Raw genomic sequence first — 22,586 nt, 5'->3', positions numbered from 1 at the left:
TCAACTGCGGCTGCCATCCTCCGCTGCCGACTCGTCGCTCAGGCAGTCGGTGCGGGCATGGCTGAGACGCCCAACCCAGGCAGCGGCGTAGGCACGATTGGCCTGCTGCTGCGTCAGATCGGTGCTGGTCAGCGGATGGGGAAAGGTGCCGTTGATCGCGGCATTGGTGACGCAGAACATCGCCTTCTGAAAACTGGCGCAGATCTTCACCCGCACGTCGCCCTCGCCGCGGCCCTGCTGCCGGTACCAGTGATGCAGAGGCTCGGGCAGGTGGCGATACATGTCCTGCATCAGCAAGCTGGGCGGGATGCCCGCCCCCATGGTGGGAAGGGGATCGGCGTAGAGGGCGCCGTAGGCAAAGCGGCTCTGATCCGGGGAGATCTGCTGGGCCTGGGCGTTGAACGACACCGTGCCCAGGAAGGGCATCCCCCGCAGGAACACCGCCTCGACGTAGGGCACAGCCACATCAACCAGGAAGGTGAGCGCGGCCTCGGGCGGCAGCACCCAGAACCGCTGGCCCGCCACCTCCACCCCATAGGTGATCGGCTGAGCTGCCGCTGCCACCAGCCCATCCATCAAGAAGTTCACCAGCTGGGCAATGGAACCCACGCGTCCATCCCGCTCGGCCCGGGCCAGATCAAGGAACAGGTCACTCATCACCCGCCAGAACTGGCCGAGGGCATGGGTGGTGGCGGCCGAGCGGATCAGCTCGATCAGAAAGTCTGGAAACAGAGGATGGAGCAGGCCCAGCAGCGGATCGCGTCGGGTCTTGCAGCGGATGATGGCGGCGCAGCTCTGGCGGAAGGCGTCGGTGTCGAGATAAGCATCGAGGCCACCGGTGCCATGCCAGAACATCGCCTTCTGGCAGTACTCCGCATACTCAAAGTTGATGCGGTCGTGGTTGAGGTGCTTCCAGATCCTGGCGAGACTCGGATCACCATCGAGGAACTTGAAGATCGGCAGGGGATTGAGGAACTGCTTCTCCGCCTGGTACACCAGATTGATGCTGTAGGCATCGAGCACCTCGCCGTAGCTCTCCAGAACCCCCACCACCTCCAGAAGATGGGTGGGGCTTTCGGCCAGCAGGGTCTCTCCGGCCAGCAGGCGCTGCTCCAGTTCTGCCGCCGTGGGGATCGGAGCCTGGCGGGTCCGTGAGCGGCCGGGATTGAGGGGCGCCATGGCTGAGCTGTTCATCAGGCGGGCTTCCCACTGATGGCCGCCAAAAGAGCCGGGAACTGACTCATGGCTGTGGTGGCCTGCTCCGAGAGATAGCCCAACCCCGATGGTGCCAGTCCGATCGCCACCACCAGAAGGGTGAGCACCATGGCGGGAAGGTGACGCACCAGGGGCACGGCCGGCAAGCGGATATCCAGCGGCCCTCCGGGCTCTGGAGGGGTGACAGCCAGCCGGCCGAAGAAGACACGGTTGACCAGCAACAGGAAATAGACGGCCGTCAGACCTGATCCCACCATCGAGGCCAAGGTGGCCACGGGGAAGGCCGCCAGGCTGCCGCGGAACACCAGGAACTCGGAGATGAAACCGGCCATGCCGGGCAGACCCGCACTGGCCATCACCCCCACAATCATCAACGAACCGGTCAAGGGCAGGCCCCGCTCGGGGTTGAGCAGGCCTCGCAACACGTCCAGATCGCGGGTGCCGGTCGTTGCATACACCTCGCCCACCAGCAGAAACAGCAGGGCGGAGATGAGGCCGTGGCTCACCATCTGGAATTCCGCCCCCAGCAGACTGACGGGCGTGGCTGCTGCGGCCGCGAGCAGCACATAGCCCATGTGCCCCACGGAGCTGTAGGCCACCATCCGCTTCATGTCCCGCTGGGCGATCGCCGCCAGGGATCCATACAGCACCGAGACCGCCGCCCAGATGGCCAGCCAGGGCGCCGCCACCGCCCACGCCTCCGGGAACAGGCCAAGGCAGAAGCGCAGCAGCCCGTAGGTGCCGAGTTTGAGCAACACCCCGGCCAGCAGCACCGACACCGGCGTCGACGCCTCGGTGTGGGCATCCGGCAGCCAGGTGTGAAAGGGCACCAGCGGGATCTTGATGCCAAAGCCCACCAACAGGGCACCCAACAGCACGAGCTGGGTGCCCATGCCCAGCTGGCCGCTGAGCACGGGGGTGAGGCTGAAATCGGCCTCGCCGGTGACCAGCGCCAGGCCCAGAAAAGCAGCCAGGATCAATCCGCCGGACACCGCCGTGAAGATCAGGAACTTGGTAGCCGCATAGGCGCGCCGGGCTCCGCCCCAGACCGAGATCAGCAACCACAGCGGAATCAGTTCCAGTTCGTAGAAGAGGAAAAAGAGCAGCAGATTCAACGAGAGAAACGCCCCGTTCACGGCGCCGCTGATCACCAGCAGCAGGGCGAAGTAGAGGCGCGGCCGCTGGGTCACCGTGGTGGAGGCATAGGCCGACACCAGGGTGAGGCCGGCATTGACCAGCACCAGCGGCAGGGAGAGACCATCCACACCGAGGCGATACTCCAGCCCCAGACTCTCGATCCAGGGAATCGATTCCTGCAGTTGCATCCCGCCGCAGGAGGGATCGAACAGCAGCAGCAGTCGCAGGCTCCAGGCCAGCTGCAGTAGCAGCAGGGCCAGGGCGGCGCGGCGAACCTTCTCCAGTGAGAGCTCGCCCGGCCAGAGCATCAGGCCCAGGGCACCGAGAAAGGGAATGGCGAGAAGGGCACTCAGCATCGATCGATCCTCAGGCGATGAACCAGTTCAGGGAGGCCAGCAGGAGCACGATCGCCACCAGGGCCGTGAGCACGTAGGTCTGCATGCGGCCGCTCACGGACAAACGCAGAGTTCCGGCCGCAGCCATCGAGAGGCTGCCGACACGATCGACCAGCACATTCACCACAGCGGCATCGAAACCGTTGGTGAGCCGCGAGAGGGCTGCCACGAAGGCCACGATCGTGGCGCGATAGATGCGGTCGGTATAGAAGTCGAAGGCCAGCAGATCCTGCAAGGTGCGCAGCGGCTTGAACAGGGAGCGCGACCAGGCCTTGTTCAGCGGCACCACGGCCGCGGAGACAACCCCGATCAGACCGGAGCCCATCACCAGGGCCGCCACCCCTGGGGAGAACGAGGCGATGCCTGGCACAGGATCGATGCGGGCCATGATCCAGGGCATCAACCCCACCAGCACCGTCAGGCTCACCATCGGCAGAGCCATCAGCCAGCTCACCTCCGGTGCCCGCCGCGTCTTGGGCTGAGCGTCGCCAAGGAACACCTGCCGGTACACACGGGTGAGGTTGAACAGGGTGAGCAGGTTGGTGAGCAGCACCACCACAGCGAAGGACCGGTGCTCGGCACTGAAGGCCTGCACCAGCAAGCCGAAGCACCAGAAGCATCCCAGGGGCAACAGGCCGGTGACCCCGGCCGCCGCCATCAGGAAGGCGCCGGTGGTGGCGGGCATCCGTCGGCCCAGGCCACCAAGTTCGGTGAGGTCCTGGCAGTTGGTGGTGGCGATGATGCTTCCCACGCTCATGAACAGCAGGGCCTTGGCCAGGCCGTGGGCGAACAGCAACAGCAGGGCGATCCCCGGCTGCTGCAGGGCGATGGCGATGAACACCAGCCCCAGGTAGGAGGTGGTGGAGTAGGAGAAGGCCCGTTTGAGATCCACCTGGGCGATCGCCACCAGGGCACCGCCCACCGCACTGATCGCGCCCACGGCCAGGAGCACATCGGTAGCCACCGGAGAGATCAGCAGCAGCGGCATCAGCTTCAGCAGCACGATGGCGCCGCAGGTCACCACCACGGAATTGCGCAGGATCGAGGCCGGGTTGGGCCCCTCCATCGCCTCATCCAGCCAGAGATGCATCGGGAACTGGGCACACTTTCCCATCGGCCCGGCAATCAGTCCCAGGCCCAACAGGGTTCCGGCCAGCGGTGTGAGCGGAGCACTGGCGGCCCAGGCGTAGAGCTCGGTGAACTCTGTCTGACCCGACCAGGCCGAGAGGGCCACCACACCCATCAGCAGCAGTACGTCGCCGACCCGCTTGGTCAGAAACGCATCCCGGGCCGCGGTGACCACCAGGGGCTGGGCGTACCAGAACCCCACCAGCAGGTAGGTGGACAGGGTGAGCATCTCCAGCAGGAAATAGCTCATGAACAGGCTGCTGCTCAGCACCACCCCGGACATGGCCCCCTCGAAGAATCCCACCAGGGCATAGAAGCGGGCCAGCGACCACTCCTTGTCGAGGTAGCCCAGGGCAAAGACCTGGCCCAGCAGGCTGAGGCCGGTGACCAGCTCGAGGGCGGCCAGGTTGGTGAGGGAGAGGTCGAAGCCGATCGAGAGGTTCAGATCGGCGGCGTGGAACCAGGGGATCGCCAGATGCTGGGGGCCGACCAGCCAGACCTGCCGCAGCACCAGACTGCCGTGCAGAAAGGCCACCAAGGTGACCAGCAGATTGAGGTAGGCCGCCGGACGTGGTCCATTGCGTTTGATCCAGCCGGTGGACCATGGCAGGGAGAGCAGCACCCCGCTGAAGCCATACAGCGGAATCAACCAGACCAGCTGCATCGACAGGGGCAGGTTGGGCAGGGGAAGTTCGGCGACCAAGGCAGCAGAGGGACGGCAACGAGGCTGGACGTCCGGCGCCGGACTTAGAAGCTGGCGCGGTGACGGGAGTAGTCGTAACGGGTCGGGGCGGGCAGGGCAGCGGGCTGTGGGACCACCGCCAGCTGCCGCAGCCAGCCATTCAGCTCTTCGCCGTGATGCTGTTCCTCCTTCCAGAGCGCCCGGAAGAAATCGGCGTTTTCTTCATCACCAATCAGCACACAGAAGCGCACGGCCTCGGCGTAGTGGTTGATCAAGTCGTGCTCGAGCACGCTGTTTAGTCGCAGCAGACCGACCAGATCAGGCGCATGGGTGACAGCGCGGAGCTGGGAGGCCGCCGGGGCCACCCGCAGACGGAGCATCTGCTGCACGATGCGCTCGGCATGCTGCATTTCCTCCACGGTCTCGCGGCGAAAACGCTCTGCAGCGTCTGAATCTCCCCAGAGCTCCACAAGGGAGGCCTGGGTCATGTACTGCTGCACGGCGGAGAGCTCAAGGCTCAGGGCGCGCCCGAGATAACCGAGGACGCGGGGATGGGCGGCATCGTCCATGGGGATCAGAGGCGACGGGTGGCACCGGTGCAAACCAGGGCCGGTTCAACCTCGCCATGGGGACGGGCAATGATGTGGGCCGCCACCAGGCCGTCACCGACCCGCTCGCAGGCATCGGCACCGGCCCGGACCGCGGCGTTCACAGCCCCGGTTTCGCCACGCACCATCACGGTGACGTAGCCACCACCAACGAACTCGCGTGAGATCAGAGTGACTTCCGCGGCCTTGGTCATGGCGTCGGCGGCTTCGATGGCGGGGACCAGGCCACGCGTCTCGATCATGCCAAGGGCGATGCCCTTTACGGAAGAAGCCATCGGGAAGGAAGGAGCGGCGGAACGGTTGGGAGGCGTGAGGCTTGAGGAGCCACCGCCCGTGCCACCGGAATCAGCGGCACGACCGGAGCCGGAAGCACGGCTTGTGGAAGCACGGCTGGCGGCGGGGCGGGTCGCAGCCGAGCGGCTGGAGGCCCGGGTGGTTGAGGTGCGAGCCATGGCGGTACGGGAAGAGGGGACGCGGGCAGCGGCAATGGAGCGAGCGCTGCTGCGCTTCGCCGGAGTGGTGGGGGCAGCCGTCGGGGCACTGGCGGCAGGGGTGCCAGTGGTCGAGGGGATCGGCAGGGCCCTGGGCGCGGTGGGGGCCTTGGACTCAGTGGAGACCTTGGGCGCAGTCGAGCTGACCACGGCCTCCTCAGGCTTGGCAACTGCCGCCACAGGAGCGGCAGGGGCCGCCGCCGCGGGAGTGACGGCAGGGGCAGTCTCCGCAGACGGGGCCGGGGTGGATCCGGCGGCGGAGCTGGGCGTCGGGGTGGCCATGGTCAGGGAGGGGGTGGCGGGAGCTGGCGAACGGAACGGGCGTTAGGGGCGGGCCGGCGCGTAGGGCCGGTGGAGCGTCAGCCGTCCGGCTCCCAGAAGTCGATGATTCCACCGATGGTGAGATCGGTGAACAGGTTGGCGTCACCGGTGGCATGGCGGGCAGCGGAGCCGCTGGCGGTGAACACCCAGTTGCCAGCGGCGGCCCCGACGGGATCCACGGCGACACTGAGCTTGCCCTTCGGAGTCCGAAGAACACGAAGGTTCTGGTGGGCGAATCCTTCAACCCGTTGGGTGCACACCAGGGAACCCATCACCTGCATGATCTCCATTACTGACTCCCTCCTGACGCCATCGCCTTGGCGGCATCGGGATCCCAGTGATCGATGATGCCCACGATCGTGAGATCACTCGGGTAAGACTTACTGCCTGCCGCCTCGCGGGCCGCCGAGCTGCCCACACAGATCACCCAATCACCGGGAATGCAACCGACGGCGTCAACAGCAACCTTCTGGGTACTGCCATCCAGAACCACCTGAAGATGCTTGTGCTCGAAGTCGGGAATGCGGTTGGTCGAAACCAGGGGCTTCAACACCTTGCAGATCAACATCTCAGTGTCCTCCTCCGCTGGCGAAGCTGATCGTGGACCCGATCGTCTCGGCTGGCGCGTGGCGATCCTGATCGCGAATCGTCAGCAACACGTGCAGGAGCCCTTCACGACAGAGCTCGCCGTAGCGCGACTCGATCGCCTGTTGCACCCGCCGGCAATGGCGCTCAGCCCGGTCTCGGGCACCGGGGACCTGGCCGTTGTAGTCGAATCGCACCACCACCGGCACCGGCAGACCGCGGGACACATTGAGACCTTTGAAGATCTTCACCCCCACGTCGAGGTCGGGAGCGCCCTCCTCAACGGTGTCCATGTAGGCGAAGTAAGTGAGGTTGCGCAGATGCACTTCCTTGAACCCGATGCCGACTCCAATGAAGCGCTCGGCATGGCCGGCATCGCTGTAGTGACCGCCGTGGAACTGGCGGACGTAATCAATCTGGGAGAGGTTGTGCTCCAGCAGTTTGCTGATCAGACGCACCATGCCGGGATCCGGCGTGCTGGCGGCCGCCTGCTGAACCAGGGCCAGGATCCGGTCGCGAGCCTGCTCGGCACTGAGCCCCGCGGTGGCGTCATACACCAGGCGGGCATCGAGCCAACGCTCGAGATTGGTGCTGCCATCGAGGCCAGGAACGTGAACTCTCAGGGCATCGGTGTCGGTATCGATCCCCAGCAACAGCAGATCCACCGAGGCACCGCAGCAGAAGCTGTTCTCCACGGCCTGCTGGAAATCCTTAAGGCGACTGAGACCGCAACCGGCCGCCAGAGCATCGTTACTGCCGTGGGCCGCACAGCCCTCATGGCTCGGATCGAGGGAGCTGAAGTGGTAAAGCACCACTTTGAGATAGCGGGTATCGGCATGGGCCGGATTGGGCAGGCCCTCGCGGTAGCGGCGGTGCTCGGTCTTTACCCAGCGACTCACCGTGTTCTCGACATCAAACAGAGCACCGGCATGGGGACGCCGCCTCACCGAGCCGAAGGGCAACCGCAGGGCATAGGCGATGGCATGGGCCAAACGGCCATCGGCGCAGGGCGTGATGTCGAGCAGGTGAAAGCCGCACTCGAGCAGGAAGGCGTCGAAGGTTTCCACCTTGGCTGAGCCAGGCCTGCCCTGGAGCGGATCCTGCTCGAAGAAACTGGCGCTGGTCTGCTCGTAGGTCTCGAACACGCACCAGGCAAACAGGGTGCGCATATCCAGCTGCGTCACCCAGGCTGTCTCAAGGATCGGCTGGGGCAGCTCAAAACCAAGCTCGGCCCGGGCCAGCTCCTGCGCCCGTGGGATGAAGTCGTCCTCATGCTGCAGGGCTGAAAGCCGCTTCAGCACCGGCACAAGCCGATCAAAGGCACCCTTGACCTGGGTGTCGTAAGCCTGCAGGGCCGCGTTGGCCCGGGCGTCGGTCAGGGGATGGAGCCTCACGGAGGCGGAAGCCGAGGATCGGCGCGACCGCCAGGCTTCCAGACCGGCAGCGGCAGCACAGACGCCCGGGGAGTCATGGCGCGGGGTCAGTTCAGGCGAGCGACGGACCCGCCCACGACGGGCTGACTCCCAGGGGTTGGCGGATGGACTGGCTACGTCCTCGGAGGCGCTGGTGGCGCTGGTGATCTCAGGCTCGACCAGGCGCCCCCGCAGGCGCTGGACAGAGCGTCGCAACTCATCGGGGCTGGGGCCCGCAGGACTGCGGCGCTGGGCCGCAGCGCCCTGAGGAGGGCGCACGACAGGAGAAACCGGACGGCGTGGCATCAGGTCAGCCGCGGGCGCCGCCGGACACGGTCACCAGAGAGCCGCGATCGGTGCTGCCGCTGGATCCCGTCACCCGGCTCACCGGAGCAGGAACGGCTTCATTGCGCTTGGCCTCATAGGTGGGCATGGCCGTCATCGGACCAGGACGGCTGGGGTTGCGCTGACGGGCAGACGCTCCCTCCGTACCAGTGACCCTCTCGCCACGATCCCAGTCGTCGCCGGTGATGTTCAGGCCAGCGGAAATCCCTTCGCCGGTGACCCGGGACAGGGGACGCTCCGGAGCGGACGCAGGGCGCACATCCTCATCGACGCTGATCGGCGCCCGCCCGCGGGCCGAGATCCGATCAAAGGCGGAGGAGCCGCTGCCATGGCGGTCAAAGCGGAACTGCTCGGTGCCGGTCACCTTGCCGGAGGCCATGTCGAACGGGCCCGTGATGCGATTGCCCTGTTCATAACTGGTGCCGGTCACAGCCCCGGATTTCTGACGCTCACTCTGGGCAGCACGGGCCGGAGACTGGATGCTGAATTGCTCCCAGGGCTGGGAATCGAGCGACTGGGGGAAATCGGCGTCGTGGGTTTCGGCGGCGCCGCAGGCGGCAGCCATCTGATCGGCCCCGAGGTAGGGCGTGCCGGTGACGGGCTCACAAGCACCCCGTTCAGCACCGGTCATGACGCCACCGATGCCGGGCTGCAGGCCGGTCATGCTGGGGCCCGGAGTGCCGAGACGGGCAGGCGTGCGCTGGCGAATCTCCTTGACCTGCTTGCTGGAGCACCAGTCACCCGCCTGCTCCAGTCCGGCATAGGGGGTTCCGGTGACGGCCTTGCAGGTGCCGGGTTCATCGCCGGTGACCCGGCTGGAGCGGCCGGTGCGCGTTCCGCTCACCACCTGGGCCTTGTTGGTGATCGAGAATCCAACCTTGGCCGCTTCCGGCTCGGGCTGGGATCCACAAAACCCCTCGAATTGCTGACGGCCGATGTATTCATCGCCGGTGACGCGGCGGCAGCTGCCGGGCTCATCGCCCGTGACCCGCTCGCTACGACCGACGTGGGTGCCGGTGATCCCCGTGCCGCGGAGAGTCTGAAGCACATTGACCTTATCGGGGGCGCGGCCGGGCACCAGGGGCTCAGACCCGAGGTACTGGGTACCCGTGAGATGACGTCCGGAACCGGGCTCATCGCCGGTGACCCGCTCACTGCGCCCCACCATCACGCCGGAGACCGGACGGCCACCGAGGGTCTGGCTGTGACCCACCTTGCGCGGGCTGGGCTCGAGATCGCCGCAGTAGGCCAGGGCCTGATTGGCGGAGATGTATTCCGTGCCGGTGATCGTCTTGCAGGTGCCGGGCTCATCGCCGGTCACCTTCTCCGAGCGGCCCACCTCATTGCCGGTCACGCGGTTGCCATGGCTGGTGGCAGAGACCCGAACCTTGGCCGGCTGGGCGGGGGAAGGCCGGTCCTGGCAGAAGGTCTGAAACACCTCAGCACCCATGTATTCGGTGCCGGTGACCGTGCGGCAGGTGCCGGCCTCATTGCCCGTGGTCCTGGACGACCGATTGGCCTGGGTGCCGGTCACGATCTGGCCGCGGAGGGTTTCACTGGCGCTCACCTTCCAGTGGGCATCGGCGGCAGCCGACTGCTTGGCGCCATGCAGGTTGGGGCCCGTGGGACGGGTGCTGCCGCTGCCCCGCGTGGCACCGCTGGAGCCCACCTTGCTCTTGAGCTCACGCACCTTCTGAGCCAGTTCCCGGGTGGTGATGTCGGGGTTGCCCTGGCGCGCCACAGCTGCAGCCGTGGAATTGCTGGGCGTGTTGGCGGCCTTACCGCGCTTGCTCAGGGCTTCGCGGCGGGCCAGCACCAGGGAACGGCTGGGATTGTGCTGCGAGGAGCGCTTCACGGCAGGACGGCGATCAGCAGCACTGCTGCTGCGGGAGGACAGACTGCTGCTAAGGCTGGAACTCCCCAGAGAAGCCGAACGGCGAGCCGGAGCACTGCTGGCCGGGGCCGAGGCTTCAGCCTGGCGCTCCTGACACTTGCACTTGTGCTCGCTGGCCGGGGCGACAGAGGATCCGGCACCAGTTGCGGCGGTCTTCTGGAGATCGGTACGGGTGCGGTCGCGGCTGGTATCGGCCCGCTTGCCCCGCTTGCTGAGGGCTTCGCGGCGGGAGAGAACCAACTCCCGGCTGGGATTGCTGATCGGCCGCGCGGCGCTGCGCGCCGGAGCCGCCACAGTTTGGCTGGGTGCCGGGGCCGACAACGACAGCGAAGCCGATCGTGCCGGCCGGCTGGGCCTGGTCGCCTGGACCGGCGCGGCAGGCGTCACGACCGGCTCCGGCATGGTGGTGCGGGTAGGACGGGCATCGGCAGCCGTGCGCACGCGGCTGGCGCTGGAGCCGTAGCGGCCAGCGGCTTTCTTGCCTGCGCTGGTCAGGGCCTTGCGGCGCTCCAGAGCTGCGTCACGACTGGAAGTGCTGGCCATCTCCGCCCGATGAATGGAATGACTGAATCGAAACAAGGATCCCGGCCCTGAGGCCGGGATCACTGACGTGAAGGGCTGAAGCTCAGCGGCCTTCGAAAACCACGAAGCAAGAGCCCTGGCTCTGGGTGTAGGCGTCGTAGCCCACCAGGCGGACGTGATGATCGGGATAGGCCCGATGGCAAGCCTCAAGCTCATTGACGATCACGCCGAGATCCTTCTCACCGAAGAACGGCAGTTTCCAGAACGACCAGTAGGTCGACATGGAACGACTGGGGTGAACGTGCTCAACCAGGGGGCTCCATCCCTGGGCAATGATGTAAGCGATCTGGTCATAGATCTCGTCCTGGGTCATCGGCGGCAGGAAGCCGAATGTCTCCAGGGTGGCGACTGTTTGATAGTCACCCACGGTGCTCTTGAAAGGCATGGGGATCCTTGGGGTGCAGAGGGGGGCCCCGACGAATCAGACGACTTGCATCAGGAAGATTCCATCAGGAGCGTCCGAATCGATCGGGGCTGGATGTCGAGACGGCGTGTCGCCGCGTCGTGATGCAACGGCGTGACGCCGACGATCAATTGACGTCGAGCTTGTCGACGGTGTCGAACTCGAACTTGATTTCCTTCCAGGTCTCAAGCGCAATCGCCAGCTCGGGGCTGTGCTTGGCGGCTTCCGTGAGGATGTCGCGGCCTTCCTTCTCGATCTCTCGGCCGGCGTTGCGGGCCTTGACGCAGGCTTCCAGGGCCACCCGGTTGGCGGCAGCCCCGGCGGCCGAGCCCCAGGGGTGACCGTGGGTGCCACCACCGAACTGCAGCACGGAGTCGTCACCGAAGATGGCAACCAGGGCGGGCATGTGCCAGACGTGGATACCGCCGGAGGCAACGGCGAAGACGCCGGGCATCGAACCCCAGTCCTGATCGAAGAAGTTGCCGCGGCTGCGGTCTTCGGGGATGAAGGATTCGCGCAGCTGGTCAATGAAGCCCAGGGTGGTCTGACGGTCACCCTCCAGCTTGCCCACCACGGTGCCGGTGTGCAGCTGGTCACCACCGGAGAGGCGGAGGCACTTGGCCAGCACCCGGAAGTGGATGCCGTGCTTGGGATGGCGGTCGATCACCGCGTGCATGGCGCGGTGAATGTGCAGCAACATGCCGTTCTTGCGGCACCACTTCGAGAGACCGGTGTTGGCCGTGAAGCCACCGGTGATGTAGTCGTGCATGATGATCGGCTGCCGCAGTTCCTTGGCGAACTCGGCCCGCTCGTACATCTCCTCAGGAGTGGCGGCGGTGCAGTTGAGGTAGTGACCCTTCTTCTCACCGGTTTCTGCTTGGGCCAGTTCCACGGCTTCGGCGACGAACTCGAAACGGTTCTGCCAGCGCTGGAAGGGCTGGGAGTTGATGTTCTCGTCGTCTTTGGTGAAGTCGAGGCCACCGCGCAGGCACTCGTACACCACCCGGCCGTAGTTCTTGCCGGAGAGGCCGAGCTTCGGCTTGATGGTGCAACCCAGCAGGGGACGGCCGTACTTGTTCATCCGGTCACGTTCGACACAGATGCCGTTCGGCGGGCCGGGGCAGGTCTTGATGAAGGCCATCGGGAAGCGGATGTCTTCCAGACGCAGGTGACGCAGGGCCTTGAAGCCGAACACGTTGCCGACCAGGGAGGTCAGCACGTTGGTCACCGAGCCTTCCTCGAACAGGTCGAGGGGATAGGCGATGAAGGCATAGAAGGCTTCCTTGTCGCCAGGAACGTCTTCGATGCGATAGCAGCGGCCTTTGTAGAAGTCGAGATCGGTGAGGAGCTCGGACCAAACGGTGGACCAGGTGCCGGTCGAGGATTCAGCGGCCACAGCGGCTGCAACCTCTTCCTTGGGCACACCTTCCTGGCCGGTGCACTTGAAGCAGGCCAGCAGGTCGGTGTCGAGGGGAACGTAATCAGGAGTCCAATACGTGTCGCGGTACTCCTTAACCCCTGCGTCGTACTTCTTGCTCATGGGGGATGTCCGGGTAAGTCGGGAAAGGGAACAATCAGCGGATCAGCGCCGCAGGCGCCAAGCCGATCAGTCCTTGGAACCGACGAAGTTGCCGTTGCCCAGGGCAGGCTCCACCTCGCGGTGGGGGCGGGCAATGATGTGGGCGGCCACCAGACCGTCACCCACGCGCTCGCAGGCATCGGCGCCAGCGCGAACGGCTGCGTTCACGGCGCCGGTTTCACCACGGACCAACACGGTCACGTAACCGCCGCCCACGAACTCACGACCGATCAGACGCACTTCAGCGGCCTTGGTCATGGCATCGGCTGCTTCGATCGCCGGCACCAGGCCACGGGTCTCGATCATGCCGAGGGCGATGCCCATGGTTTCGTTTGCCATTACCTGCTCCTGAAGGAGGGGTGGAATGTTCGTCCGTAACCATGGTCTCCAGCCATTCCCTCCGTCAAGCCGCTGGCGGGCCTTGCACCATCACCGTTTCAGCATTGAAAGATAAGGCAAACTGATCAATGCCTTACAAATCGTTAGGCATTGCTTGGTCCAGCACCCAGGATGGAGCAAACCTCCCTATGGCGAGTTTGCCGAGATCGCAGTGCAGGCCGTCCCTGCTGCGGATCAGCGACCCAACGGGGCCGGGTTTCTGAGGGGCTGTGATTTCAGAGGGGCTGGGCGTCGGAAACGAAGCCAACGCCGCCGTAGTAGCTGAGCAGGGGTCGCAGCGCTGCACGGATCTGCTCCAGCACCTCCGCCTCGCAGAACACGATCACATGGGCATTGGCGCCGTAGCCGCTCATCTCCATCGATTCCTGCACCTCACCCCCCTTGCCCACACCGGTGACATGGCGCATCACCGAGTAGCCGGGAGCTCCGGAGGTGCGCAGAGCCGCGCAGATCGGGCCCAGCTCCCGCTCTCCCAACAACAGATCGAGACGTTTCATCGGACAGGCCTGAGGGGCAACACGAACGGTGACAGCCGGGGGCAGCGGCCTCCCAATCCCTAGCCGGCCGGGATCCAGCGCTGCACCATCGCCATATAAAGAGGCAGTCCAACCACGATGTTGAAGGGGAAGGTGACCCCCAGCGCGGTGGAGATGTAGAGGCTGGGATTGGCCTGCGGCACGGTCATCCGCATCGCCGCCGGAACGGCGATGTAGGAGGCGCTGGCACAGAGCACCATGAACAGCAGCGCATCCCCCTGCGGCAGCGACAGCGCCCTTGCCACCACCAGTCCAACGGCGGCGTGCACCAGGGGAGCGGCCACGGCAAAACCGATCAGGAAGGGACCGGCCCGGCGCAGATCGTGGAGGCGCTGGGCTGAGACAATTCCCATATCCAACAGGAAGAAACTGAGGGCGCCATAAAAGAGTTTATTGATGAAAGGATCCATCTTCTCCAGACCAGCGGGGCTGAAGGCTGCCACCAGATAACCGATCACCAGACTGCCCATCAGCAGAAAGACTGAACCGTTCAGGAAAGCCTCTCGCAGCAAGGCCGGCCAACCGATCGGCCGGCCGCTGTTGGTCTCGGGCGGCACCGCCAGCTTCACCAGCAGGAGCCCCACAATGATGGCGGGCGACTCCATCAGGGCCAGGGCCGCCACCATGAAGCCATCAAACTGCACATGCAGCACTGTGAGGAAACTTTCTGCGGTGATGAAGGTGACGGCACTGATCGATCCGTAGGCCGCAGCCACCGCAGCAGCGTTATACGTATCCAGACGACTGCGCAGGATCAGAAAGCTGGTCAGCGGCACCAGCATCGACATCAGCACCGCCGCCGTGATCGTGAGCGTCACCTGGCCACCGAGGCCACTGTGCTGCAGCTCCAGACCGCCCTTGAAACCGATCGCCAGCAACAGATACAGCGAAAACAGCTTCGGCAGCGGCGCCGGGATCTCCAGATCCGATCCGACCAGCACCGCCAGCATGCCGAGGAAAAAGAACAGAACCGGCGGTGACACAAGGTTCTGGAGAACCAGTCCGGATTCCATGGCCGCCGCGGGCATCGGGAAGGCCTGCAGCGTAGGCAGCGCCACCCAGCCGGCTTCTCCCGGTTTCGGTCAGCAACTCCTCAAGCCAGCCCCCCACCCCTGGTCGAACGCCGTCGTACTCCTTAACGTCTGCGGCAAGCGTGCACCCCTGAAGGTTTTCAGGGGGTGGAATGTTCAACCCGGCACGCTTTGGCCTTCGGGCCCTGACCCACCGCAGGAGGCCCATCCAACGCAGCCCACAAGCCCAATCGCCAGGCACGGGAGCCACCGTTCCCTCCCGTGGCTCACAATGGCGGCCGCCCGATCGATCGGGCCGAACCTTCGTTGCGATCCGTTGGCCGGAGCTCAGCCCCCTGATCGATCCGTGCTGGCTGCAAGCCCGTCGGTGCTGGTGATTGCCAGCGGCAATGCCCACAAGGTGGCCGAGATCACCACCATGCTCCATGCCGTGGGGCTGGAGGTGCGTCAGCAACCTGAAGGCTTGGAGATTGAGGAGACAGGCTGCACCTATCTGGAGAACGCCCGGCTGAAGGCCCAGACAGTGGCCATGCTTACCGGCTGCTGGTCCTTGGCTGACGATTCCGGTCTGGAGGTGGATGCCCTCGGCGGGGCACCGGGCCTGTATTCGGCGCGCTACGCCCCCACCGATCACGAACGGATTCACCGACTGCTCAAGGAACTGGGACGTACGCCTTACCGCAGTGCCAGCTTCAACAGCGCCATGGCGCTGGCCGATCCCGCCGGACAGATCGCCGTTGAGGCCGAGGGGATCTGCCGTGGCGAGATTCTGACCACGCCTCAGGGGCACGGCGGTGGCTACGACCCGATCTTCTGGGTGCGGGAGGCCGGCCTGAGCTATGCCCAGCTGCCCCACCATCTCAAGGAGAAGCTGGGCAGCCGCGGCAAGGCCGCCCGCCAGCTTGCACCGCGCCTGCTCCAGCTGCTCGGCCTGGCCGCTGCCTGAGCTCAACGCTATCGGTCGTTGATGTGGGCCACCGCCCGCATGGCGGCTGAAGCCGCCTCCTCCACATCGCCTTCACGGCCGGCGAGGGTGAGGCGGCCAAAGGCCCCCACCGCCTTCACATCGACCACCGTGATGTTGGAGGCTTTTTCGGCCTCATTGGCGGCGATCAACACGTAGCCGGCCGGCTCGGTCTCCAGGATGAAGATGCTCATGCCGGCCTGGATCATCGAACCCCGACGGTTCTGGCGGTTGATCAGCACGGCGTGATCCGGGGTGATTGCGCGGATGATCTCCGTCCAGGTCACCTCGCAGGGGCTGCGTTGCTCGACCCGGCTGCCGATCGCCTCGAGCACCACATCACCGGAGTGGAGCACGTTGCTCTGGTCACGGTGGTAGAGACCCAGCGAACCGAAGGCCCGCTCCACCACCATCTGGCCGAGGCGCACGGTGCTGGCCTTGAGGGCGATGTCGGTGACACGATGCACCGCCATCCCCGGAGACACCTCCAGCCAGAGGCAGGCATCACCGGGAATCGGCAGAAATCCCTGCGAGACCGTGCCCATGTAGGCGGCCAGCTGGGGCTGCAGCGAATCGAGGAACACGTAGGAGCGCAGCTCGATCGACTGGACGTGGCTCGTCTGGTTGGCCAGCCGGCGGCCTTCGCTGTCGGTGGTGATCACACAACTGGCGCCGGAGCTGTCGCTGCGGACCTCAGTGCCGGTGATCCGCGGAGCCTCGCGCCGGCTGTCCCCACGCAGTGGGTCGCTGCGGAGCTCGGAGCGCAGAGGTGCTCGAAGCGTGGATCGGGAACGAGCGCGCTCCATCAAGGGGCGGACACCTCAGGATTGGATCGCGTCGCGACTCTATCCCTCGCCCCTGCTGGGTTCCGGCGACTGCAGGGAGCGCAACGGCCCGCAGCGATGCACAGATCTTGTCGCAACGATCACCAACGCTGATCACTCCATCCGCCAGGGGGCCGTCGGCTCGCGCTGAGCTGCCAGCGGGACGGGCCACGCCAAGCGACGTGTTCCCGAAGAGTGACGTGTTCCCGAAGAGTTCTGACTCCCTGCCTGCAGAGTCCCCGTTAGTAGCTAGGCCTAAGGGATCGCATCGCCAGGAGGCCCGTTTTGATGGGCGCTGTCGCACCATGGGCTCCAGCCGCCACCGCCGGCGGCCAGGAGAGTTCCTCCCACCTTCCCCCCGTGTTGCGTGAGAGCGGTCAACGGGAGGTGTTCTGCGGCCTCACCTCGATCGTGTGGCTGCATCGCCGCATGCCCGATGCCTTCTTCCTGGTGGTGGGGTCCCGCACCTGCGCCCACCTGGTCCAGAGCGCCGCCGGGGTGATGATCTTCGCCGAACCCCGCTTCGGCACGGCCATCCTCGGGGAACGGGACCTGGCCGGCCTCGCCGATGCCAATGAGGAGCTCGACCGGCTGGTGCGCGACCTGCTGGAGAGACGGCCCGAGATCCGCACCCTCTTCCTCGTGGGGTCGTGCCCCAGCGAGGTGATCAAGCTCGACCTGGGCAAGGCGGCCGAGCGGCTCAACGGCCAACTGGCCGGGCGGGTGCGGGTGCTGAACTACAGCGGCAGTGGCATCGAAACCACCTTCACCCAGGGGGAGGATCAGGCCCTGCTGGCGATGCAGCCGCTGATGCCGCCCAGCGACGAGCCGCAGCTGCTGATCGTGGGCACCCTCGCCGATCCGGTGGAAGACCGGCTGGTCGACCTGTTCGGACGCATGGGGATCGAGCGGGTGCGCAGCCTGCCGCCACGGCGATCCACCGAACTGCCGCCGGTGGGCCGCGGCACGAAGGTGCTGCTGGCCCAGCCGTTCCTCAGTGCCACCGCCCGGGCTCTGCAGGCCCGCGGCGCCGAACTGATCACGGCCCCCTATCCCTTCGGCGTGGAGGGAAGCCGGCTCTGGATGCAGGCCGCTGCCACCGCCTGCGGCCTGGCCCCGGCGGCGATCGAGGCGGTCCTGGCGCCCCTGGTGGAGCGGGGCCGGCGGGCGGTGGCCCCCCACCGGGAGGTGCTGGCAGGCAAACGGCTGGTGCTGATGCCCGACTCCCAGCTGGAACTCTCCCTGGCTCGCTTCCTGCATCAGGAGTGCGGCATGGAGCTGGTGGAAGTGGGCACCCCCTACCTGGATCGCCAGCTGCTGGCCCAGGAACTGGCCCTGCTTCCCGCCGGCACCGTCATCACCGAGGGCCAGGACGTGGAACGCCAGCTGGAGCGGGTCCGCGCCGCCCGGCCTGATCTGGTGGTCTGCGGCCTGGGGCTGGCGAACCCGCTGGAAGCCGAAGGGATCGCCACCAAGTGGTCGATCGAACTGGTGTTCAGCCCGATCCACGGCTGCGACCAGGCCGGGGATCTGGCCGAGCTGTTCTCGCGGCCGCTGCGGCGACGCAACCTGCTCCAGTTCAGCTGAACTCCCCTGTTCACCTGAGCTGCGGGCTCTGGACGCAGGTCCACCCCAGCCCCGACCAGTTTTCCGATCCCTTCCTCCCTCTCCAACCCCTCTCTGTGGAACTCACCCTCTGGACCTACGAAGGCCCTCCCCACGTGGGCGCGATGCGCATCGCCACCTCGATGGAAGGGGTGCACTACGTGCTGCATGCCCCCCAGGGAGACACCTACGCCGATCTGCTGTTCACCATGATCGAGCGGCGCGATCGGCGCCCTCCCGTGACCTACACCACCTTCCAGGCCCGCGATCTGGGCGGTGACACGGCCGAACTGGTGAAGCGCTCGATCAACGACGCCGTCGAGCGGTTCCAGCCGGAGGCACTGCTGGTGGGAGAAAGCTGCACCGCGGAACTGATCCAGGATCAGCCTGGGGCCCTGGCCGCCGGCATGGATCTGGGCGGCATTCCGGTGGTGAGCCTGGATCTGCCGGCCTATTCCAAGAAAGAGAACTGGGGAGCAGCAGAGACCTTCTATCAATTGGTGCGTGCCCTGCTCAAGCCCCAACTGCCGCCGCCCGGGGCCGCGAAGCCCTCACCGGCCCGCTGGCGCCAGGAAGGTCGCCGGCCGCGGGTGAACCTGCTGGGCCCCACCCTGCTGGGCTTCCGCTGCCGCGACGACATCCTCGAGATCAGCCGCCTGCTGGGCGAGCACGGCATCGACGTGACCGTGGTCGCCCCCCTGGGCGCAAGACCGGCGGATCTGCTGCGCATCCCCAGCGCCGATGCCAACGTCTGCCTCTATCCCGAGGTGGCCGGCCCGGTCTGCAACTGGCTGGAGCGGAGCTTCGGCATGCCGGTGGTGCGCAGCGTGCCGATCGGCATCGGCGCCACCGGCGACTTCCTGCGGGAGGTCACCAGCCTGCTGGAGATGGACACCAAGGCGATCGCCGCAGCCACCAACGCCGAAGCGGAGCAGCGCTCACGACTGCCCTGGTATTCGCGCTCGGTGGATTCCACCTACCTCACAGGCAAACGGGTGTTCATTTTCGGTGATGCCACCCACGCCATCGCCGCCGCCCGCATCGCCAGCCGGGAACTGGGATTTCAGGTGGTGGGGCTGGGCAGTTACAGCCGCGAGCAGGCCCGCGACGTGCGGGCCGCAGCCAAGGAGCTCGACCTGGAGGCACTGATCACCGACGACTACCTGGTGGTGGAGAGGGCCATGGCCGAGGCGGCGCCGGAGCTGGTGCTGGGCACCCAGATGGAGCGGCACAGTGCCAAGCGCCTGGGCATTCCCTGCGCCGTGATCAGCACGCCGCTGCATGTCCAGGACGTGCCGGCCCGCACCTCACCGCAGATGGGCTGGGAGGGAGCCAACGTGATCTTCGACACCTGGGTGCACCCGCTGATGATGGGGCTGGAGGAACACCTGATCACGATGTTCCGCCACGATTTCGAGTTCACCGAAGGCCATCGCAGCCACCTCGGTGGCGCACCGGCGGGCGCCGGACTCGAAGCCTACGGAGCTGCTGGGGCCAAGGAGCCAACGACAGGGGCCGCAACCTTGGCAGAGACAACCACAGGAAGCGCAACAGCTACAGCCGTGGCGTCAGCAGCAACGGCCGTGGCAACAGCCGCGCCAGCAGCGGCTTTGGCGGAGAACGGCCTGCACTGGAGCCCGGATGGGGAGGCGGAACTGGCCAAAATCCCCTTCTTCGTGCGGGGCAAGGCCAGGCGCAACGCCGAATCCTTTGCCCGAGCCCAGGGACTGGATCGGATCGATGCCGAAACCCTCTACGAAGCCAAGGCCCATTTCAGCCGATGAATCCAGCCACGTTCCGACGGTGTCTCTGCTTCTGCAGCGCCGTAGACACTCTGCCTCCAGCCCCGTAACGGTCTCCCCGTCACCAACAACAGGGCACCTCGAAACATCGCTCGACCAAGGATGAGAGCTCAAGTCGAGCCTGACAATGCAATGAGTGTTATCGACTGGATCCCGCCGGTCTCGAATGTTTCGAGGTGCCCTGAAGAGAGGCCAGGCACACCTATCCAGGGCAAAGCCCTAGATAGGTAGAAGTACTTAGTGGTTCTGGGGAGATCCTTACCCGATCCCTCACGGATCTGCGGCCGAATGAGGATACGACAACCAAGCATGTTGCGGTTTACGCGATCCTGCTTACAAGGTGATCGCGCTGCCCTTGGATGGCTGTGGTGGCTGTTGCAGTCCTTCCTTCCGTCGGCGGCAGGAGTGGGCCCATCACCGCCGGAGATTTCAGGATCGACATCCGCATGACCAGCACCCTTGCGAAACCCGCAACCCAGAACGCCGGCAGCCACGGCAGCAACCAGCATGTCGATGGAGAAGGCAGCGTGCAGGTCCATCAGGACCCAGGCATGCGCATTGAGGAGGGGGCCCTAGTGATTGCCGTTTACGGCAAGGGAGGCATCGGCAAGTCCACCACCTCCTCCAATCTGTCGGCCGCCTTTTCGAAGCTGGGCAAACGCGTGCTGCAGATCGGTTGCGATCCCAAGCACGACAGCACCTTCACGCTCACCAAGCAGATGGTGCCCACGGTGATCGACATTCTCGAAACGGTGGATTTCCATACCGAAGAACTCCAGCCGAACGACTTCGTCTTTGAAGGCTATAACGGCGTCATGTGCGTCGAGTCGGGCGGCCCGCCCGCCGGCACCGGCTGCGGCGGCTATGTGACCGGGCAGACGGTGAAACTTCTCAAGGAGCATCACCTGCTCGAAGACACGGATGTGGTGATCTTCGATGTGCTGGGCGACGTGGTCTGCGGTGGCTTTGCGGCACCGCTGCAGCACGCCGACTACTGCCTGATCGTGACCGCCAACGATTTTGATTCCATCTTTGCGATGAATCGGATCATTGCCGCCATTCAGGCCAAGGCAAAGAACTACAAGGTTCGACTGGGCGGCGTGGTGGCCAACCGCAGCAAGGACACCGACCAGATCGATCGCTTCAATGATCGCGTGGGCATGCGCACCATGGCCCACTTCCCCGATCTCGACGCGATTCGTCGCTCCCGCCTGAAAAAGTGCACCATTTTTGAGATGGAAGCCACCCCGGAGGTGGAAGCCGTTCAGCAGGAGTATCTCAACCTCGCCCAACGGATGCTCGACAATGTTGAGCCCCTGGAGGCTGAGTCGCTCAAGGATCGCGAGATCTTCGATCTGCTCGGCTTCGACTGACGACTCACGTCCGTCCATCGCGGTCAGCCACCGCCATCTGCTGATGATGGCGGTGGCTGGTGCCATCCGGATGCCAACAGTGGACGGCTGTCAATGCTTAACAAGCATTGATTCCTGGCTGAGATTTTACTCTAGCCAGGAATTGATTCTGACCGTTGATTCGTGCTGGTCAGATCTTAATACTGGACGGATCTTGATTCCGTCCGCTGGAACTTCGCCCACTGAAACCAAGAATCGTGCTGGGCCTGCGCAGGATTGGGCAGGCCGCCACGCAGGCCTCAGCCCAGACCCACCAGGTCCATCGAATAATCCCACATTTTCTGGGCAGTGACCGGATTGCTGGCTTTGTAGGAGAGTTCCTGGCTGAACTGTTTGCCGCCACGCTTCTGGCGATTGCCCCAGCTCCAGTGCACTCCCGAAACGGCGAATTCGGGATTCGCCACCACCTGCGCCACCCGGTCACCGGCCAACTGCTGGCTCACGTAGCCACCGGTGATGTTTTTCTGGAACCAGGGGAAGATCTTCTGAAACAGCTTCGGCGTATTGCGGAACAGGGGCGTGTCAGCGACGCAGCCCGGGTAGAGAGAGCTGAACACGATGCCCGTGGAGGCGTTGAGGCGGCGGTGCAGCTCCTGGGTGGTGATCATGTTGCAGAGCTTGCTGTCCTTGTAGGCCTTGCCCGGCTTGAAGGGCTTGCCGCTGGCCATGCTGATCGGAGCCTTGAAGCCGAGTTCGAAGCCGGAGAGGTCGCCCAGATCGGCAGGGGCGGGGATCGGGATCTTGCCACCCAACTCCTTGGAGTTGGCGGTGACGGTGCCCAGCACCACAACCCGGCGGGAGGGATGGGTGGAGCGCTGCAGATCTTCGAGCAGCAACTGAATCAACAGAAAATGGCCGAGATGGTTGGTGGCCATCGAGAGCTCATAACCCTGCGGTGAGCGTTCAGGCTCCTTCAGACGCGGCTTGTACACAGCCGCATTGATCACCAGGGCATCCAGCGGTTGCTCCAGAGATGCCACCAGCGCCTCAACGCCGACCCGCACACTGTCGAGATCGCCCAGATCAATGCGCAGATGGTGGAGCCGGTCGGCGGGAAGGCCGAGGGAATCGCTGGCGGCAGCGGCCCGAACGGGATCGCGATTGGCTGTCACCACGGTCCAGCCTCGATCAACAAGGGACTTGACGGCGTTGAGACCGACCCCCGAGGTCGTACCGGTGATCAGAACCGTTCCGGGGGCGGCGGCGGGTAGGGCCATCATGCGGGCGAGCAGGCGC

21 protein-coding genes are annotated in these 22,586 nt (G+C 65.4%); 5 read left to right on the top strand and 16 right to left on the bottom strand.

The features are described 5' to 3' along the window. From KQ310_RS08640 to KQ310_RS16020, 5 genes are all read right to left on the bottom strand, one after another. Positions 1–1,194, bottom strand: coding sequence for a CO2 hydration protein (locus KQ310_RS08640; protein WP_399237978.1), 1,194 nt, complete (start codon positions 1,192–1,194; stop codon positions 1–3). Then, positions 1,194–2,708, bottom strand: coding sequence for an NADH-quinone oxidoreductase subunit M (locus tag KQ310_RS08635; RefSeq protein WP_259721346.1), 1,515 nt, complete (start codon positions 2,706–2,708; stop codon positions 1,194–1,196). The genes KQ310_RS08640 and KQ310_RS08635 overlap by 1 nt, the downstream gene beginning before the upstream one ends. A 10-nt stretch (positions 2,709–2,718) precedes the next feature. Continuing rightward, positions 2,719–4,539, bottom strand: coding sequence for an NAD(P)H-quinone oxidoreductase subunit F (locus tag KQ310_RS08630; RefSeq protein WP_259721456.1), 1,821 nt, complete (start codon positions 4,537–4,539; stop codon positions 2,719–2,721). An 83-nt stretch (positions 4,540–4,622) separates the two neighbouring features. After that, positions 4,623–5,126: a ferritin-like domain-containing protein gene (locus KQ310_RS08625; protein ID WP_259721345.1), complete on the bottom strand. Its 504-nt coding sequence runs from the start codon at positions 5,124–5,126 to the stop codon at positions 4,623–4,625. 5 nt (positions 5,127–5,131) lie between these two features. Continuing rightward, positions 5,132–5,440, bottom strand: a complete 309-nt coding sequence (locus KQ310_RS16020) for a BMC domain-containing protein (protein WP_259721344.1) — start codon at positions 5,438–5,440, stop codon at positions 5,132–5,134. On the opposite strand from KQ310_RS16020, the gene KQ310_RS16015 reads away from it, so the two are divergent. After that, complete coding sequence (locus KQ310_RS16015) at positions 5,418–5,984, top strand: hypothetical protein (RefSeq protein WP_259721343.1); 567 nt, start codon at positions 5,418–5,420, stop codon at positions 5,982–5,984. The two genes, KQ310_RS16020 and KQ310_RS16015, sit on opposite strands and share 23 nt — an antisense overlap. A 31-nt stretch (positions 5,985–6,015) precedes the next feature. Here KQ310_RS16015 and KQ310_RS08610 read toward each other — a convergent pair whose 3' ends face one another. The 9 genes from KQ310_RS08610 to KQ310_RS08570 all read right to left on the bottom strand — a co-directional run bounded on the left by KQ310_RS08610 (position 6,016) and on the right by KQ310_RS08570 (position 14,725). Then, positions 6,016–6,267: a carboxysome peptide B gene (locus KQ310_RS08610; protein WP_259721342.1), complete on the bottom strand. Its 252-nt coding sequence runs from the start codon at positions 6,265–6,267 to the stop codon at positions 6,016–6,018. Beyond that, entirely contained in the window at positions 6,267–6,545 is a 279-nt protein-coding gene (locus tag KQ310_RS08605) for a carboxysome peptide A (protein WP_259721341.1), read from the bottom strand. Before KQ310_RS08605 ends, KQ310_RS08610 begins: the two co-directional genes overlap by 1 nt. Position 6,546: 1 nt before the next feature. Next, positions 6,547–8,280: a carboxysome shell carbonic anhydrase gene (locus KQ310_RS08600; protein ID WP_399237974.1), complete on the bottom strand. Its 1,734-nt coding sequence runs from the start codon at positions 8,278–8,280 to the stop codon at positions 6,547–6,549. Between the two features lie 4 nt (positions 8,281–8,284). Continuing rightward, entirely contained in the window at positions 8,285–10,756 is a 2,472-nt protein-coding gene (locus tag KQ310_RS08595; protein ID WP_259721339.1) for a CsoS2 family carboxysome shell protein, read from the bottom strand. 82 nt (positions 10,757–10,838) lie between these two features. Continuing rightward, the gene (locus KQ310_RS08590; protein ID WP_259721338.1) at positions 10,839–11,180 is read right to left on the bottom strand and encodes a ribulose bisphosphate carboxylase small subunit; all 342 of its coding nucleotides are present in this window, start codon (positions 11,178–11,180) and stop codon (positions 10,839–10,841) included. A 145-nt stretch (positions 11,181–11,325) separates the two neighbouring features. Then, positions 11,326–12,738, bottom strand: a complete 1,413-nt coding sequence (locus KQ310_RS08585; protein ID WP_259721337.1) for a form I ribulose bisphosphate carboxylase large subunit — start codon at positions 12,736–12,738, stop codon at positions 11,326–11,328. A 66-nt stretch (positions 12,739–12,804) separates the two neighbouring features. Continuing rightward, positions 12,805–13,116: a BMC domain-containing protein gene (locus KQ310_RS08580; protein WP_197156600.1), complete on the bottom strand. Its 312-nt coding sequence runs from the start codon at positions 13,114–13,116 to the stop codon at positions 12,805–12,807. Positions 13,117–13,391: 275 nt separating this feature from the next. Next, positions 13,392–13,673: a P-II family nitrogen regulator gene (locus KQ310_RS08575; protein WP_259721336.1), complete on the bottom strand. Its 282-nt coding sequence runs from the start codon at positions 13,671–13,673 to the stop codon at positions 13,392–13,394. A gap of 59 nt (positions 13,674–13,732) precedes the next feature. Continuing rightward, a complete protein-coding gene (locus KQ310_RS08570; RefSeq protein ID WP_259721455.1) occupies positions 13,733–14,725 on the bottom strand; it encodes a sodium-dependent bicarbonate transport family permease in 993 nt (330 codons plus the stop codon). Between the two features lie 364 nt (positions 14,726–15,089). On the opposite strand from KQ310_RS08570, the gene rdgB reads away from it, so the two are divergent. After that, complete coding sequence (gene rdgB, locus KQ310_RS08565; RefSeq protein ID WP_259721335.1) at positions 15,090–15,689, top strand: RdgB/HAM1 family non-canonical purine NTP pyrophosphatase; 600 nt, start codon at positions 15,090–15,092, stop codon at positions 15,687–15,689. 8 nt (positions 15,690–15,697) lie between these two features. Here rdgB and KQ310_RS08560 read toward each other — a convergent pair whose 3' ends face one another. Further along, a complete protein-coding gene (locus KQ310_RS08560; RefSeq protein WP_259721334.1) occupies positions 15,698–16,513 on the bottom strand; it encodes a BMC domain-containing protein in 816 nt (271 codons plus the stop codon). Positions 16,514–16,819: 306 nt separating this feature from the next. On the opposite strand from KQ310_RS08560, the gene KQ310_RS08555 reads away from it, so the two are divergent. The 3 genes from KQ310_RS08555 to bchL all read left to right on the top strand — a co-directional run bounded on the left by KQ310_RS08555 (position 16,820) and on the right by bchL (position 21,311). After that, complete coding sequence (locus tag KQ310_RS08555; protein WP_259721333.1) at positions 16,820–18,118, top strand: ferredoxin:protochlorophyllide reductase (ATP-dependent) subunit N; 1,299 nt, start codon at positions 16,820–16,822, stop codon at positions 18,116–18,118. Between the two features lie 95 nt (positions 18,119–18,213). Then, the gene (locus KQ310_RS08550) at positions 18,214–19,920 is read left to right on the top strand and encodes a ferredoxin:protochlorophyllide reductase (ATP-dependent) subunit B (protein WP_259721332.1); all 1,707 of its coding nucleotides are present in this window, start codon (positions 18,214–18,216) and stop codon (positions 19,918–19,920) included. A gap of 464 nt (positions 19,921–20,384) precedes the next feature. After that, on the top strand, positions 20,385–21,311 hold the full coding sequence (gene bchL / locus KQ310_RS08545) for a ferredoxin:protochlorophyllide reductase (ATP-dependent) iron-sulfur ATP-binding protein (RefSeq protein WP_259721331.1): 927 nt from the start codon (positions 20,385–20,387) through the stop codon (positions 21,309–21,311). A 278-nt stretch (positions 21,312–21,589) separates the two neighbouring features. Here the strand turns inward: bchL and KQ310_RS08540 are convergent, their stop codons facing one another. Next, on the bottom strand, positions 21,590–22,570 hold the full coding sequence (locus tag KQ310_RS08540) for a protochlorophyllide reductase (RefSeq protein ID WP_259721330.1): 981 nt from the start codon (positions 22,568–22,570) through the stop codon (positions 21,590–21,592). Between the last annotated feature and the right edge of the window lie 16 nt (positions 22,571–22,586).

It is taken from the genome of Synechococcus sp. CS-1328 (assembly GCF_025128095.1).
GTDB lineage: Bacteria > Cyanobacteriota > Cyanobacteriia > PCC-6307 > Cyanobiaceae > CBW1002.
The sequence above is the reverse complement of the archived record's forward strand: the minus strand, read 5'-3'. Positions and strand labels throughout refer to the sequence as shown.